Source organism: Mitsuaria sp. BK041, from assembly GCF_014193085.1.
Lineage (GTDB): Bacteria > Pseudomonadota > Gammaproteobacteria > Burkholderiales > Burkholderiaceae_C > Roseateles.
Genome location: NZ_JACHYT010000002.1, coordinates 1,626,448 through 1,641,869 on the forward strand (window position 1 = coordinate 1,626,448; position 15,422 = coordinate 1,641,869).

Genomic DNA, 15,422 nt, shown 5'->3' on the forward strand with positions numbered 1-15,422 from the left:
ATGGCAGATCGCCGTCAGGAACCGGTGAGGGGAAGGGCGATCAGCAGGACTGCCGCAGGCGCGACAGCAAGGCCTGCGCCGCGGCGGTGGTGCCGGCCGGCGCGCTCGGGCTGGCGGCGGACATCGCCGGGTTGTCCTCGGCCGCCTGGATCAGACGCTGCGCCGCGCCCGGGCCGGGAAGCACCGGGCCGATGAAACACAGCCGCTCGCCCTGGCCGATCAGCAGCGTGGGGAAGGTCTCGACCTCCAGGTCGTCGACCAGTTCGGCGTCGTCCTCGATGTCGACCCAAAGGAAACGGGCACCGGGATGCAGTTGGCGCAAGCTCGCGAAATCATCCCGATAGGTGTCGCAGGTGCGGCACCAGGCGGCGCACAGGCAGGCGACCAGCAGTTCGGACGAGGGGGCCGACGGGGGAGACGAGGGGGACGGCGACACGGCGGACATGGGAGGCGAGCTTAGCGGGAAAGCGCCAGACACGATCGCGTTCGAACTGCGTCCGATGCACCTGATTGGTGCGTCATGCGTGACGATGGCGCGAGCTTTGTTCAGATTTGTGAGGGCGCTGTCAACGCAGTCCCAAAGGCTTGCGTTAGCTGGCACAAAGCGGTCATCCCCCGCTTCCCGACGCTGAAAAGCCAGAGGTCCCCGACCATGATGAAGTTCCAGACCCGTACCGAATCCCAGCCGCGCCGCCTTCCGATGCCGGAACTGGCGAACCACGACAAGGGCCGCAAGCACGAGGCCTTCGAAGTTGCCAGCCTGGGCTGCGACCGCCGCAGCGTCGCGCGCGCCCTGCGCTTCGATCGCAAGCGCTGATCCCCGGCGCGGAAGCCGCCCCTGGTCCGGGGCCGGCTTCCGCCGCCACAGCCGCCGCTCAGTCCTCGTCCTCCGGTGACTGCAGCGGCGCCAGCAGCCGATCAATCTCGTCGGCGCTGAATTTCTCCAGACTTTCCCCGCCATCGCGGCCCAACAGGCCGTCAGCCAGCGCCCGCTTGCGGGCCTGCAGTTCGAGCATCCGCTCCTCGATCGAGCCTTCGATCACCAGCTGGTGGACGAACACCGGCCGCGACTGGCCGATCCGATGCGCGCGCGCGTGGGCCTGGGCGTCGACCGCCGGGTTCCACCATGGATCGACCTGGATGACGGTATCGGCGGCCGTCAGCGTCAACCCGACGCCGCCCGCCTTCAGGCTGACCAGCATCAGCGGCGACTCCCCCGCCTGGAAGCGCCGGACCACCTCGCCTCGCCGCCCTTCGGGGGTGTCGCCGGTGAGCTTCATCAGCGGCACGCCCGCGTCGCGCATCGCGTCCTCGATCAGCGCCAACATGCCGGTGAACTGTGAGAACACCAGGATCGTCCGCCCCTGGGCGATCATCTCGGGCACCTTCTCCCGGAGCCAGGCGAGCTTGGCCGTCTCCATCCCTGGGGCCATCTCGATGCCCGGCACCAGCCGCGGGTCGCAGCAGACCTGGCGCAGCTTCAACATGGCGTCCAGCACCGACATCAAGCCGGAGCCGAAGATCTCAGACTCCTTCAGCAGCCGTCGCACCAGGTGGTCGGCGCCGATCCGGACGCTTTCGTACAGCTGACGTTGCCGCCCCAGCAGCGGGATGCGTTGGGTCAGCACCGTCATCGGGGGGAGATCCCGCGCGACCTCTTCCTTCAGCCGGCGCAGGATGAATGGCCGCACGCGGCTCGCGAGCTCCCGCGCGCGGCGGGCATCCCCGGTCTGCTCGATCGGCTTGCGCCAGTGGCGGGCGAAGGAGCGCGACTCGCCGAGGTAGCCCGGCATCAGGAAGTCGAACTGGGTCCAGAGCTCGCCGAGGTGGTTTTCGAGTGGCGTGCCAGTGAGCACGATCCGCTGCCCGGCACGCAGCCGCCGCAGGGCCCGTGCGGCGCGCGAGCGCGGATTCTTGACCGCCTGGGCCTCGTCCAGCACCAGCACCGAGAACGTCGGCCGGGTCAGCGCCCGCACTTCGCGCCAGGCCAAGCCGTAGCTGCACAGCAGCAGGTCGATCTCGCCCAGGCGCTTGAGCACCTCGCCGCGCTCCGCCGGATCGGCGAGCGCGGCCACCCGCAGGCCCGGCGCGACGCGCGCCGCTTCCTGCGTCCAATTGAAGATCAGCGAGGTCGGAGCGACGACCAGCGCCGGCGCCGTCAGCCGCCCGGCCTGCTTCTCGACCCACAGGTGCGCGAGCGCCTGCGCCGTCTTGCCCAGGCCCATGTCGTCGGCCAGGATGCCGCCCAACTGCTGGCGCGCCAGGTACTGCAGCCACGCCAGGCCCTGCAACTGGTACGGGCGCAGCGTGATCCCCAGCCCGAGCGGCTCGGCCGGCACGGGCGGCGGCCCGGCGTCGCGCAGGCGTTGCCACATCGTGCGCAACTCGTCGGCGCCGTAGACCTGCCAACGGCTGTCCGGCGTGTCGAGCGCCGCCAGCCGCGCCGCCTCCCAAGCGGTGAGCGCCACTGGTCCGCGCCTCGATCGCTGCGCGACCAGCACGTCCAGCAGGTTGAGCATCAGCCGCTTGAGCGGCGCAGCGGTCGTGTGCAGGCGACGTCCGCCCGGCGCCTTCAGGCCCACGATCGCGTCGTCGTCGATGCCGGCGATCGCCTCGGCGTAGAGCCAGCGGCGGTCCTTGCGCAGCAGATCCCAGATCATCGGCGCCAGATCGACGCGAGTTCCCTGCACGGTCACCCCCAGGCTCAGCAGCCACGACCCTTTACGGCGCGACAGCGCCAGGCCGGGCAGCCGGTCGGCCTGGCCGGGCATCTCGGGCCGGAATCCTTCATCCGGCACGTCACCCGCAGGCTGGACCTCCAGCGACCAGGCATCGATCGCGACGCTGTGATGCGCGAAGCCGGGCAGACACTCGATCTCCCAGCCGAGACCGCGCAGCCGCGGCAACTCGTCGGCGGCGAAATCGGGAAACAGATCCTCCTGTTCCAGCGTCCAGCAGGGCGTCAGGCCATGGCCGAACGAGGCGTCCCGCCACTGCAGCATCTCCACGTCGACCGCATGCAGGGGCAGCGCCTGCCACTGCTCGAGCGCGGCCGGATCCGCCGGCCAGCGCTCCAGCCGCAGCAGCGTCACGCGATCGCCGCGCGGCCCCAGCTTGCCGTGCGGCCGCATCCCGAGCAGGCCATCGCCGCGGCTCAGGGTCTGCAAGGTCAATTTCGGCGGGAGCGGAACGGGCGGTGCGGTCATCGGGCGCGATTGTCGGTGCCGGCCGCGACGCGCGAGTCGGACCGGCCGCCTAGCCTTCCTTGCGCTCCCTGGCGTCCTTGGGCGCCCGCGGCTTGGGCAGGCCCGTCTTCGCATAGTCCGCCGGGACCTGCATCAGCGCGGCATCCGGCTCGGCGCGGCGAATGTTGCGCAACTGGTAGTTCTGCTCGCCACTGCGCGGATCTCTGGTCTGCGCGCTGACGGTGACCTTGAGATCGGGCGAGGTCCACACCTCGCGGGAGATCACGATCGGCTTCTCGTTCCCGATCTTGCCCGCGGGGATGATGCGCGTTGCCCGACCGCCGGTGACCTTGAGGCCCTCGATCTCCTTGGGCGGCAGGTCGCTCAGCGGCCCGTCGACGCCGGGGACGGTCAGCGGTTCCAGACGCAGAGCCAGGGCCGCCGGGAGCGGCGGCATCGGCGGGGTGGGGCTCGTCGGGGTTTCGACGCGGATGACGCGGACTTCCTGGCCGCCCTCGCCCGGCGCGATCACCACTGGCGTCGCCACGCGCGGCGCGGCGGGCGGCGACGGCGGCCGGGGCGTGTCGCCGCGCGGGGTTGGCTCACCGTGGGCGAAGTTCTCCTGCGCCCAATCGCGCATCTTGCGACCGTATTCGCGCATCTTCTCGTTGTAGTCGCGCATCTTGTCCTGGTACTCGCGCATGCGTTCGCCGTATTCGCGCTGCGCTTCGGCCGAGGCGCGGCCGCCGCCCAGGTAGCGGGCGGTCTTGCGCTCGGGGTCGAGCAGCCAGTTCTCGCCGCTGACCGCGTCGCGCAGGTAGACCATCTTGCGGCCCTGGCGTTCCACCTCCTGCCGTGTGCGGCCCTCGCCGTCCCGGCACAGCTGGCTGGTCTGCTGCCGGACGATGCGATTGCCGTCGGCCAGGGCCTGGACAGTCTCGTGCACGGCTTGCGCGCAATAGGGCGCGCCCTTGACGACGCGCTCGGCGCTCAGGATGTTCGTGGCGACGCCCGACTCAGCAATCAGTTCGGCGACGTCGGGGACCGGAGGCGTCGGCGGGACGGGCGGCACGACGGCGGGCATCGCGGGCGAGGAAGGTGGCGACGGGCGCGGCGAAGCCGACCCATGTGGTTGAGGCGCGGGTCGCGCGTCGGGGGCGGGCGCGGGCTGCGCGTGGACCGCGGTGGCGGCGAACGCCAGGGTGAGGGCTGCGAGTGGGGGGAAGGCGGTGTTCATGGCGGTCTCCAGGAAGCAGGGCAGCGGGAATGAAGAGGCAGAGCGATCCATGTCGAGCGATGAGGACGTCGGTCGGTTCAGGGCATGACGCGCATCGCGAGCACGTCGCCGGAGGCGTGGACGAGCAGTTCCGCCCGCACTGGGGCTGCGGCGTCCGTGGGGTCGTAAGGCAGGCCCAGCAGGGCCAGCCGCTCGCGCGGAACTTCAGCGGGAACGAGCCAGGCGGTGCTCGCGCCGGCCTTCTCGTACGCAGCCCAGCGGTCCGCCGACACCAGCACGATGAAGCCGCTGCCGGGGTTGCCCATCACGGTGGCGCCGGACTCGCCCGGCGGCGCCGAGCCCAGCAGCCACACGCAGGCGACCAGCACCGACGCGCAGAGCGCGGGCCCCGCCAACGCCCAGCGCCACCGGCCGGCCTTGGCGGTTTTCTGCCGGGCGTCGAACTGGCGCCGCATCGCGTCGAGCACCGCGTCATCGCGTTCGCGCGACGGGGCGCGTTGTCTCAGGTTCTGCGCGACGGCCCACAGCCAGTCGGCCAATCGAGCGGTGCGAGGCAGGGAGGAGTCGGTGGTCTTCATCATGCGGACTTCGATGAACGGTCGAACGCGGCGGTGTCGACCCCGGGCCGACACTCGTCCTGCAAGGCGGCCAGCAACCGGGCGCGGCCCCGGTGCAGGCGGCTGCGCAGCGTGTTGAGCTCGACGCCCGCGATGCGCGCCGCCTCGGCATAGGGGCGCTCCTGCAGGTCGACGAGCACCACCGCTTCGCGAAAGGTCCAGGGCAACTGCGCCAGGGCCGCCCACACGCGCGCCTGGTCCTGCGCGCGGACCAGTTGCTGCTCGGGCGCCTCGGCTGGGTCGTCGGCGGTCTCGGCGTCGGTTTCGTCATGGGCGACCGGGCGGTCCCGCCAGCGGCTCAGCAGGTGATGTCTGGCCATGCCGGCGAGGTAGGCACCGAGCGTCCCGCGGCCCGCGTCCCAGCCCTCGGGCCGGCCGGCGAACTGCACGAAGGCCTCCTGCATCGCGTCCGCCGCCCAGTCGGCCTGGCCGCACAGGGCCAGCGCGTAGCGATAGACACCGGGCGACTCGCTGCGATACAGCGGTTCCAGCGCGCCGGCATCGCCCTGGCGCAGGCGGCGCACCAGCGCCGCGCTGGTGGCGCAGGAGGTCGACGCCGAAGGGGCGTCGGGCTCGGCGTCAGGGTTCGGGCGGGCGCGGCCGGCCAGGCGGGTCCACAAGCTCATCGGCGTTCGGCGTGGTCGTTGCGTCGGTGGCGGAACGGCGACCGGCGGTCGCCGAGGAGTTCGGCAGCGCGAGACCGCGTCTCGCAGCATGACCGTATTGCGCGAGCGGCTCCAAAAGTTCCCGGCACGCAAAAAGAACAGCCCGCCAGCGCGCGCACCACCCCCATGTTTCAGGGAAATGACACCTTCGCGCCACACCGGCGGCCCTCGCCCGGGCGCGAGAACAGTGCGGCGTGCGATGTTCGCAAATCGTTTTCGTTGGGGCCATTTTGCGCAAGTGAGGGCCGGCTAACCGTTCCATCTTGGTGCATGCGCCGGGTGAAAACCCCAAGTGCGTGCATGGGGACCGGGTCCTAGCATCCATCCCACTCGACGCGACACCCGTCCCGCGCCAGCGACAAGCCGACGCCAAGGGGGTTGCCTACGGGGGCTGAGGAGACAAACAGATCAAACCAACACCAACGAATCGCAGTGACACTGTCACAATTCGCGGGCACCTGAATCAGGTGCCCGTTTTGTTTTCGGGGTCCGGTGTTGTGCGTTCCCAGCGATCGTTCGCGGCCCATGTCCGCAGCCTCGCGACCGAGGCTGCTCCTGCCCTTGCGAATCGCTGTTCATGATCGAGTTGTTCACCGCGGCCGTCGCGTCGCTGCTGGCCGGTTTTGTCGATGCCGTCGTGGGCGGCGGCGGGTTGATCCTGGTTCCCGCGCTGTTCAGCGTCTATCCCAACGCGGCGCCGGCCACCCTCTTCGGCACCAACAAGGGCGCCGCCATCTGGGGGACTGCCTGGGCCACCCATCAATATGCGAAGCGCGTGTCGCTGCCCTGGCTGGCGTTGATGCCGGCGGCGGGCGCCGCGTTGGTCGGCAGCTTCGCGGGCGCCTGGGCGGTGACGCAGGTGGATCCGAGCGGGCTGCGCAAGGCCTTGCCGGCGATCCTGCTCGGCGTGCTGCTGTACACGCTGGCGAAGAAGGACCTCGGCCGGCACCATGCCCCCCGTCACGAGACGACGACGCAGACGCTCATCGCCAGCGCGATCGGCCTGACGATCGGCTTCTACGACGGTTTCTTCGGCCCGGGCACCGGCAGCTTCTTCGTCTTCCTCTTCGTGCGCCTGCTGGGCTTCGATTTCCTGCACGCCTCCGCGACCGCCAAGCTGCTGAACACGGCGACCAACTTCGCGGCGCTGGTGCTGTTCGCGGCCAAGGGCCACGTGTGGTGGCACGTCGCCGCGGTGATGGCGGTGGCCAACGTCCTCGGCAGCCTGGTCGGCACGCGCATGGCGCTGGCCAAGGGCGCCGGGTTCGTGCGCGGCATGTTCGTCGTCGTGGTGTCGCTGCTGATCCTCAAGACGGGTTACGACGCCTTCCTGCGCTGACACTGCGCCGCGGACCTCGCCGCAGCCGCCGGTGTACACCGTACCCGGGAACGCCAAACGCCCCGTGAACAACTCGTCACTGGCTGTCCGCCAAAGGCGGGATGCCGGCGTCCCGCCGCCCGGGCTACCATCCGACCAAACAACCGCTGCTCACCATGCCTGTCGATCCTCAACTGCGCGCGCTGGATATCGAGATCCCGACCCAGCCGGAAGTGCTGGTCAAGCTCTCGCTGCTGATGGCGGACGAGGACATCGACCTGCAGGCCGTCTCCTCCCTGGTGGAAACCGACATGGCGCTGGCCGCCGCCGTGCTGAAGGCGGTGAATTCCTCGCTCTACGGCCTGCGCGGCCGGGTCCAGACGGTGCACCAGGCGCTGACCTACCTGGGCATGCGCGAGGTCGCCGCGATCACCTTCGAGATGGGCCTGCGCGCCGCCTTCCCGCCCGCCGTCGAGCTTGAACCCGTCTGGTCTCGCGCCGCCAAGCGCGGCCTTCTGATGGGCCGCATGGGACAGATGCTCGGGGTCGACCCCTGGGCGGCGCACTCGGCCGGCCTGTTCGAGGAATGCGGCAAGGCGGTGCTCTATCGCCACGCGCCCGGGCATTACCCGGCGATGCTGCGGGCGGCCGGCAGCGACAAGGAACTGGTCCAACTGGAGCACACCGCCTTCGGCGTCAGCCATGACGCGCTGGGCGCGGCCCTGTGCGAGAGCTGGGGCCTGGCGCCCGCCGCCGTGGCCAGCGTGAGATACCACGTGCAGGTGCAGGATGAGCTGCAGATGCCCGAGGCCATGCAGCGCCGCGGCGTCGGCGCGATCTCGCTGGTCGCCTGGACGCTGATGAACAAGCCGGAGTCGCTCGACGAGACGGTGATGGAGATCGCTCCGCAGGCGCAGCTCGACGAGACGCTGATGCTGCGCGCCGCGCGCCGCGTTGAAGAGCAGCTCCAGCAGGCGGAATCGCGCGGTCGCTGATCGCGCCGCACCGCGTCCGTTGCCACGACGGCCGCCCTCCGGGGCGGCCGTTCCGTTTGGGAAGACGGGTTCAGGACGCCAGGCAGAGCCGGTCGCGGCCCATGTGCTTGGCCAGGTAGAGGGCTTCGTCCGCCGCCTGCATCAGCGCCTGCGCGCTCAGGTAGGGATGGCCGGGTTGCGAGGCCGCCAGGCCGGCGCTGAGGGTCACGATGCCTTCGTCCGGTGCGCCGTCGGGGAGCGCGCCATGCGGCACCGCGAGCGAGCGCCACGCATCGCACAGCGTCTCCATCAGCCCTTGCGCCGCCTCGGCGTCCAGGCCGGGCAGCAGCACGGCGAATTCCTCGCCGCCCAGGCGGGCGACCAGGTCGGTGTCGCGCTGGAAATGATCCGACAGCAACCGGGCCAGGCGGCGCAGCACCTCGTCGCCGGCGCCGCGGCCGTGGTGTGCGTTGAACGGCTTCAGGTGATCGATATCCAGGATCGCCAAGGCCAGGCGGCCCTGATCGCGCTGCGCCCGCTTGAATTCGCGCCGCAGCGCCGCGTCGAACTCCCGCCGGTTCGCGATGCCCGTCAGCGCGTCGTGCCGCTCCATCGAGGCCAGCTCCCTGCGCTTGGCCTCCAGCGACCGCTCCGCCTGCTGCAGGGCCCGATGCTGGCGCGCGATTTCCTCGCGCATCTCGCGCCCACGCGACTGCTCGCGATGCAGCTCGTCGCCGAGCGAAGTGCGGACGTGGTCGATGGCCTGCTCCAGCTGCAGCAGTTCGCGCGGTCGCGGCTCGTGGGCCTCCGGCCAGAACGGCGAGGGCGGCGGCAGTGTCGGATCGAAGCGGCTGGCCTGCTCGGACAGCCGCCGCAACTGCTGCAGCACCCAGCGGTCCAGCAGCAGCACCGCGGCCAGCCCGAGCGCCGTCGCGATGGCCAGGTGGATGAGCGTGCTGCGCAGCAGCGGATCGCGTCGCAGGGTATCCAGCACGGTCGCGGCGGTGGCCTGCAGGCGCAGCTCGCCGGTGTCGGCGAGGGAGAACTCGGCGCTCTCGCCGGGCTCGCCGTCGTCGTCGGACAGGGCACGGAACTGCTCGCCGTCCGGCGTGCGCAGTTCCACGCGGCGCAGCTTGTGGCGGGTCAGGATGTGATGCAGCAGGCCATGCACGGCTTCCGGCTTCTGGGGGCGTTGCTGCAGGCTGTAGGCGAGGGGGCCGGCATACATCAGGGGGATGGCGCTCAGCTCCGCGCCGGTCTCCGCGGCGCGCTGCAGCGTGGTCTGGCGCAGCTGCCAGCCGCTGGACAGCACGATCAGCAGCAGGCCCAGCGCGAGCAGCGCCAGCAGCGGGCGCGCGCCGAGCGAGATGCGGATGGCCTTGTGGGTCATGGGTGGATGCCAGGGCCGCGACCGGAGTCGCGGCGGGTCGCCGTCAAGTCACCGTCGAGCCATTGTGCCGAGCCGCGCCCGGCGCTTTCCCCGGGGAAACTCCAAGCGGGACGTCGCCCGGCGTTCCCCGCGGCGATCCGGACGGGCCGTCGGCGGATCGAGGATCGCCCCACCGACCCTTCCCTTCAGGGTCTTGCGCCGAGGCGACATCGACGCCGCGCCGCGCTGCCTAGAATCCGCCCGCCCCGCCGCGCTTTCCCCCGAAGGCGCGAGGGGCAGCGTTCTCAGGGCGGGGTGGAAGTCCCCACCGGCGGTATCCGGGACGCGGTCGTCAGGCCGTCGATCCCGGGAGCCCGCGAGCGCCCGGCATCGCCCTTGCGGTGCCGGGGTCAGCAGACCTGGTGAGAGGCCAGGGCCGACGGTCACAGTCCGGATGAAAGAGATCGCGTCCATCGTCGGCCTCGCGGGCCGGCGCAAGCGTTCGCGCCTGCGCCGCCGGGCGGCCGCGTTGTGCGTGCGCGCCCTGATTCATCGTTCCACCTTGCAAAGGGTTCACATGAATCAGACCCCCCTCCACTCCCCCTCCTCCGCCGTCCCCCGCGTGGCCATCGTGTCCGCGAGCTGGCATGCCGACCTGGTCGGCCGATGCCGGGAGGCCGCGATCCGCGGCCTCGAGGCTTCAGGCCCCGTTCGCGTCGAGACCTTCGAGGTCCCCGGCGCCTTCGAGATCCCGCTGCATGCGATGAAACTCGCCCGCGGCGGGCAGTTCGATGCGGTGCTCGCCTGCGCGCTGGTCGTCGACGGCGGCATCTACCGCCACGACTTCGTCGCGCAAGCCGTCATCGACGGGCTCATGCGGGTGCAGCTCGATACCGGCGTGCCGGTGTTCTCGGCGGTGCTGACGCCGCTGGCCTTCCACGAGCATGCGACCCACCACGGGTTCTTTCACGAGCACCTGGTGGTCAAGGGCACCGAGCTCGCGAGCGCTTGCCGCGCGACCTTGGCGGCGTTGCGGCGGCTCGATGCGTTGACGGCCTGAGCGGCGCTCGACGCGCTCGATGCGCTCGACGTTGCGAGGCGTGCGGGGCGCTTGAGCGCCCTGCCGGCGGCGCTCGCGTGCCGTCGCCAGGCGCGGCCCATCACAGGGCATGGGGCGTCCCGTCCGGGAACCCCAAGCCCTGTTCCGGGCCCAGTGAGATCCAGGCGCTCGGGCCTTATCCAGGTCCGGGCCCAGTGAGATCGTGGTACTCGGGCCTTATCCAGGCGCGGGGGACCCGGCCAGCTTCAGGGAAGTCACGAACTTCCGCGGCTGGCCGCTGATCGGATCGGTGAAGGCGATCTCGCGCGCCAGCAACTGCAGCGGCCGGCTGAAATCCACCTCGTCCTCGACCGGGCGCAGCACCGGATAGATGCGGTCGCCCTCGATGGGCAGACCCAGCGCGCACAGCTGCGCTCGCAACTGGTGCTTCACGCCGCTGTGCGGCCGCAGCTCGTAACGGGCGCGGTCCGCGGCCAGGCGCTCGAGCAGCGCAATGCGCGTGCGTGCGTTCGGCTCGCCCGCCACCGTGCGCATCTGCATGAAGTCCACCGGATGCTCCTCGAGACGACTCTCATAGTCGAAAGGGAGCCGCGCGGCGACCTCGTCGCGCCACGGGGCAATCGCCTCGTAGACCTTCTCCACATCGCGATCACGGAAAAGGCGCTGGTAGGCGTCACGCGTCGCGGGCCGGACCGAGAACAAGGTCAGCCCCGCGGTCTCGCGGTCAAGCCGGTGGATCGGACTCAGGTCCGCCAAGCCCGTCTCCCGGCGTAGCCGCGTCAGCAAGGTCTGCTGCACGTAGCGGCCCTTGGGCGTCACCGGCAGGAAGTGCGGCTTGTCCGCCACCAGCAGGTGCTCGTCCAGATGCAGCACGCGCGCCTGGCCCGGGACCTCCGGCTCCGCCGCGAGCCAGCGCCAGTAGTAGAGGCGCCGCTGCGCCCGGTAAGGTGCGTCCGGCGAGAGCGGCGTGCCGGCGTCGTCCAGCACGTCGCCGAGCTTCATGCGCATCGCCCAGTCGTCGCGTGCGACCAGCGGCAACCGCTCGGCCAGGAAGTCCAGCACCAGCGGCCATGACCCCGGCGGGCAGGCCAGCGCGCTCGCGGCAACACCGTCTCGCAGTGGCAGGTCGAGCTTGGGAGGGCGGGCCATGGCGAGTCGTCGAAGAGCGTCGAGGGAGTGGCGGTGAGCGCGGGCGGCGGTGAGCGGGACCGGTGAGCGAGGTCGGTGGGCGGGAGGGGATCTGAGGAGGGCGGTCGTTCGATCAGGCGATCACTCGATCTGTGCGGGTCCGCGCGCGCGTTCGTCGAGGAAGCGGTTCAGTCGCTGCAGGTCGTCGGCGTCGATCGGGGTGCCCTTGCGCCAGGCCCTGATCCAGGCCTCGCGCTGCGGATCGGCGGCGAGCTGGCGCACCGCCTGGTCCATGGCCTCGATCGCGCGCCGGCCGTCCGGCGTGCGGCTGCAGCCGGCGGTGGCCACCAGCGTGCTGCGGCCCTCGACCAGCGGCAGCTTGACCAGCTCCGGGGGTCCGGCGTGGCTGGCGCTGAAGTCGTCGACGGCCACCGGGTACTCGAGCGTGTAGTCCATCCGCCGGGCGCGCAGCATTGGCAGCAGATGGGCGCCGCGGCCGGCGACGACCGAGCGCGGCGCCCGCTCGGGATGCTCCGCGAGCAGGCGGTCGATGCGCGGTCCGAAGCTGCGGTCGCGCGGCAGCAGGCCGGTGAGGTCGGTGCGGCGCAGCAGGTCGGCGAGTTGCAGGGGCTGGCCGTTCGACGCGAACTTCGCCAGGTCCTCGCGGCGCACCACCACGTGGATCTGGCGCGAGAGCATCGGCGGATGGAGCGTGGTGAAGTACAGCCACTGCAGCCGCTCGGGCGTGCGCACGTGCAGCACGGAACAGATCGTCTCGCCCTGGCGCACCTGGGCCTCGAAACGCGGCAGGCTCAGCTCGATGAACTCGTGGCGGTACTGCGGCATGCGCTCGATGAGCAGCCGCAGGAAGCCGTCGACCTCGCCGTCGCCGAGCTCCTCGACGCGCTGCGGCGGCCGCTTGTCGCGGTAGGCGAAGTGCGGCGGCATGTCCTGCACCAGCCAGCGCAGCACGGGCGGCGCGGAGGGGGCGGCCGCTGTCGTCCCCGGTGTCGCGCCCGTCGTTGCGGCCGGCGGCGTCGGCTGCGCGGCTGCGCAGGCCGCCGTGAGGATCGCCCAGGCGGCGATCAATCGCCGTCGACCCATTCCACCTTGGCGCCGAGGCGGGTGATGTTCTCGGCGAACTGCGGATGCGCGCGACGGACTGGCGTCGCATTGCGGATGACCGACTTGCCGGGGATGCTGGCCGCCACCATCAGCAGCGCGATCGCGACGCGGATGATGTAGGGGCTCTCGACCTCGGCCGGGCTCAGCGTCTTGCCGCCGAAGGTCACCATCCGGTGCGGGTCCGACAGGAAGGCATGGGCGCCGAACTTGGACAGCTCGGTGGTCCAGCCCATCGCGCCGTCGTAGACCTTGTTCCAGAACATCACGCTGCCCTCGGCCTTGACACCCAGCGCGACGAAGATGGGCAGCAGGTCCACCGGCAGGTAGGGCCAGGGCGCCGCCTCCACCTTCTGCAGGATGTTGCGGGTGAAGGGCTCCTTGACCTTGAGCTTGCCGTCCACCACCGCGTGCGACCAGCCGTCCTCGTGGACGATCTGGACGCCGAACTTGGCGAAGGTGCGGTCGATCAGCGGGAACTGTTCCGGATGCGAGTTCTTGACCCTCACGTCGCCGCCGGTGATGGCGCCCAGGGCGAGGAAGGTCACGATCTCGTGGAAGTCCTCGGCGAAGGTGAACTCGCCGCCGCCCAGTTCCTTCACGCCGTGGATGGTCAGGCGCGAGGTGCCCAGGCCCTCGAGCCTGGCGCCCAGCATCTGCATGAACTGGCAGAACTCCTGCACGTGCGGCTCGCTGGCCGCGTTCATCAGCGTCGAGGTGCCGTGCGCCAGCGCGGCGCAGAGCACGAAGTTCTCGGTCGTGGTCACGGACGCGTAGTCGGTCCAGTGGTCGTTGGCCTTGAGCTGGCCGGGGACCTGCAGCAGCAGGCCGTCGGCGGCGCGGTCGACGCTGGCGCCGAAGCGCTCGAAGACCTCCACGTGCGGATCGATCTCGCGCGCGCCCAGCGTGCAGCCCTTGACGTCGTCCTCGATGCGCGCGGCGCCGAAGCGCGCCATCAGGCCCGGCACCAGCATGATCGACGAGCGCATCTCCTCGGGCAGGTGGTCCTTGGCCGCGTCGAAGTGGGTGTCCCGGTGATGCAGGTCCAGCACGCCGCTCTTGAAGTCCACGGCGACATGGCTACCGAGATTGCGGAAGACCTCGAGGATCTTCTTGACGTCGGTGATCTCCGGCACGCCGTGCAGCCGCACCGGTTCGCGGGTCAGCAGCGTCGCGCACAGGATGGGCAGGACGGCGTTCTTGTTGGCCGAGGGAACGATGCGGCCCTTCAGGGGCGAGCCGCCGTGGACGATGAGATTGGACATGGCCTGGCGCGGAGCGCGCGGTGGGAATCGGTGGGCGAGCGCGAATTATCGGGGGTCGTTCGATGGCCCGGCGCCCGGTCGGGACATGGGGCGACATCTTGCAACGCGGCCGGACCGCCCGCCAGCGCGCGTCCCTTCCGGCGCCGGAGGAAAACTTCCGCCCGCTCGCTGCGTCGCCGCTAGGGGAAGTCATGGGCCTGCGGGCCGGGTCCCGCTCGCGACAATGCCGGCCCATGACCACGCCCGTCGATCCGTCCCCGTCGGCTGCCGCCCCGGCGCTGCCCGACAGCCCGGCGCCCGTTCCCCTCCCCACCACCGCAGCCGCTGCCGCCTCTGCCACCACCGCGGCCGCAGCCGTTGCCTCTGCAACCGTCGCCTCTGCAACCGTCGCCTCCGCCGCGGTTCCCGCTCGCGCTGCCCCGACCGCCCCGAGCGCTGCGACCGGCGAGGCGCCGCAGGACCCGCGCGACTGGATCACGCCGGAGGACCTCAACGTCGCGCCCGCGCTGCTGGGCCTGCCGCTGGCCTCGCCGTGGCAGCGCGCCAAGGCGATGGCGGTCGACGTGATCCTGGTGACGGTGCTTTCCAACTTCGGCAACACGCCGCTGCTGGCGGGCTTCTGCTGGATCGCGTGGCGCTGGCACAAGCACCAGCGTGCCTCGCGCGGCGAGTTGCGGGCGGACAGCGGCTGGCTCGGCTGGGCGCCGGCGCTGTGCCTGGTCGCGTTCGGGCTGTACTCGAGCACGATGGAGCACATCGACGAGCCGACGAAGCAGGCGCGCCGCGAGGCCGTCGCCGCCGCTTCCCCCGACCGGAACGACCGCTCGGACGACGAGTCGGACGAGGCCGGTGCCGAGACGAAGGACCTGGTGAAGGCAGCGGTCGCCGCGGCGGCCTCGGCCGCGAGCGCGGGCGAACTGGATCTGGCGCGGCTCGAGCACGACCGGGAGTTGCAGCGCAAGGCCGACCGGGTGCGCATCAAGGCCTTGCAGGAGGAGGTCCGCAAGCTCAAGGACGAGGCCAAGCGCTCGCCGATCGAGAAGCTGCGGCACTGGTGGGAGCTGGTGGGCCTGAACCTGGCCTGGGCCTTCGCGTATTTCGTTGCTTTCCCGCTGATCTGGCCGGGCCAGACGCCGGGCAAGAAGCTGATGGGCCTGCGCATCGTCGAGCTCACTGGCAAGCCGCTCAAGCCGATGCTCTGCGTGCGCCGCTACGGTGGCTACGCGGCCGGCGCCACCACGGGCGGCATGGGCTTCCTGCAGATCCTGTGGGACGCCAATCGCCAGGGCCTGCACGACAAGGCTGCCCACACCGCGGTCATCGACATCCGCAACCCCCGCCGCCTGCGCCTGACGGAAGACCTCACCGGCTGACCGCCCCGGCCGCTCTGCCAAGGCCCTACGTCAGCGAGCGCCCGTCCCGCGCTCACGAAAGACCTCGCCGGCGACCACCCCGGCCGCTTCGCCAAGGCCCGTCGTCAGC

14 protein-coding genes and 1 riboswitch are annotated in these 15,422 nt (G+C 71.0%); of the genes, 5 read left to right on the forward strand and 9 right to left on the reverse strand.

Annotated elements, in window-relative coordinates; genetic code table 11:
* Positions 1-40 precede the first annotated feature (40 nt).
* Positions 41-445: a thioredoxin family protein gene (locus FHT38_RS23080; protein ID WP_147240300.1), complete on the reverse strand. Its 405-nt coding sequence runs from the start codon at positions 443-445 to the stop codon at positions 41-43.
* Positions 446-652: 207 nt separating this feature from the next.
* On the opposite strand from FHT38_RS23080, the gene FHT38_RS23085 reads away from it, so the two are divergent.
* Positions 653-817 carry a hypothetical protein gene (locus FHT38_RS23085; RefSeq protein ID WP_158238893.1) on the forward strand — a complete coding sequence of 55 codons (165 nt, stop codon included), beginning with the start codon at positions 653-655 and terminating at the stop codon, positions 815-817.
* Positions 818-875: 58 nt separating this feature from the next.
* Here the strand turns inward: FHT38_RS23085 and FHT38_RS23090 are convergent, their stop codons facing one another.
* The 4 genes from FHT38_RS23090 to FHT38_RS23105 form a co-directional block, all read right to left on the reverse strand.
* Positions 876-3,167 carry a DEAD/DEAH box helicase gene (locus FHT38_RS23090; protein ID WP_255488896.1) on the reverse strand — a complete coding sequence of 764 codons (2,292 nt, stop codon included), beginning with the start codon at positions 3,165-3,167 and terminating at the stop codon, positions 876-878.
* A gap of 88 nt (positions 3,168-3,255) precedes the next feature.
* The gene (locus FHT38_RS23095; protein ID WP_183493345.1) at positions 3,256-4,422 is read right to left on the reverse strand and encodes a hypothetical protein; all 1,167 of its coding nucleotides are present in this window, start codon (positions 4,420-4,422) and stop codon (positions 3,256-3,258) included.
* A gap of 77 nt (positions 4,423-4,499) precedes the next feature.
* On the reverse strand, positions 4,500-5,000 hold the full coding sequence (locus tag FHT38_RS23100) for a hypothetical protein (protein WP_183495092.1): 501 nt from the start codon (positions 4,998-5,000) through the stop codon (positions 4,500-4,502).
* On the reverse strand, positions 5,000-5,665 hold the full coding sequence (locus tag FHT38_RS23105) for an RNA polymerase sigma factor (protein ID WP_183493347.1): 666 nt from the start codon (positions 5,663-5,665) through the stop codon (positions 5,000-5,002). Before FHT38_RS23105 ends, FHT38_RS23100 begins: the two co-directional genes overlap by 1 nt.
* Positions 5,666-6,281: 616 nt before the next feature.
* On the opposite strand from FHT38_RS23105, the gene FHT38_RS23110 reads away from it, so the two are divergent.
* On the forward strand, positions 6,282-7,043 hold the full coding sequence (locus tag FHT38_RS23110) for a TSUP family transporter (protein WP_091730025.1): 762 nt from the start codon (positions 6,282-6,284) through the stop codon (positions 7,041-7,043).
* 155 nt (positions 7,044-7,198) lie between these two features.
* Positions 7,199-8,017 (forward strand): HDOD domain-containing protein, encoded by an 819-nt coding sequence (locus tag FHT38_RS23115; protein ID WP_091731834.1) that lies wholly within the window; start codon positions 7,199-7,201, stop codon positions 8,015-8,017.
* A 70-nt stretch (positions 8,018-8,087) separates the two neighbouring features.
* Here the strand turns inward: FHT38_RS23115 and FHT38_RS23120 are convergent, their stop codons facing one another.
* A complete protein-coding gene (locus tag FHT38_RS23120) occupies positions 8,088-9,386 on the reverse strand; it encodes a diguanylate cyclase (RefSeq protein WP_183493348.1) in 1,299 nt (432 codons plus the stop codon).
* Positions 9,387-9,662: 276 nt separating this feature from the next.
* Positions 9,663-9,835: riboswitch (FMN riboswitch) on the forward strand.
* Positions 9,836-9,942: 107 nt separating this feature from the next.
* Here FHT38_RS23120 and FHT38_RS23125 point away from each other — a divergent pair.
* Positions 9,943-10,425 (forward strand): 6,7-dimethyl-8-ribityllumazine synthase, encoded by a 483-nt coding sequence (locus FHT38_RS23125; protein ID WP_091731838.1) that lies wholly within the window; start codon positions 9,943-9,945, stop codon positions 10,423-10,425.
* A 216-nt stretch (positions 10,426-10,641) separates the two neighbouring features.
* On the opposite strand, the gene FHT38_RS23130 is transcribed toward FHT38_RS23125, so the two are convergent.
* From FHT38_RS23130 to FHT38_RS23140, 3 genes are all read right to left on the reverse strand, one after another.
* The gene (locus tag FHT38_RS23130; protein WP_183493349.1) at positions 10,642-11,574 is read right to left on the reverse strand and encodes a pseudouridine synthase; all 933 of its coding nucleotides are present in this window, start codon (positions 11,572-11,574) and stop codon (positions 10,642-10,644) included.
* Between the two features lie 120 nt (positions 11,575-11,694).
* Positions 11,695-12,657: a TIGR02285 family protein gene (locus tag FHT38_RS23135; protein ID WP_183493350.1), complete on the reverse strand. Its 963-nt coding sequence runs from the start codon at positions 12,655-12,657 to the stop codon at positions 11,695-11,697.
* Positions 12,639-13,940 (reverse strand): UDP-N-acetylglucosamine 1-carboxyvinyltransferase, encoded by a 1,302-nt coding sequence (locus tag FHT38_RS23140; RefSeq protein ID WP_091730040.1) that lies wholly within the window; start codon positions 13,938-13,940, stop codon positions 12,639-12,641. Before FHT38_RS23140 ends, FHT38_RS23135 begins: the two co-directional genes overlap by 19 nt.
* A gap of 233 nt (positions 13,941-14,173) precedes the next feature.
* Between FHT38_RS23140 and FHT38_RS23145 the strand changes: the two genes are divergently transcribed.
* On the forward strand, positions 14,174-15,313 hold the full coding sequence (locus FHT38_RS23145; RefSeq protein ID WP_183493351.1) for an RDD family protein: 1,140 nt from the start codon (positions 14,174-14,176) through the stop codon (positions 15,311-15,313).
* Positions 15,314-15,422: the final 109 nt, after the last annotated feature.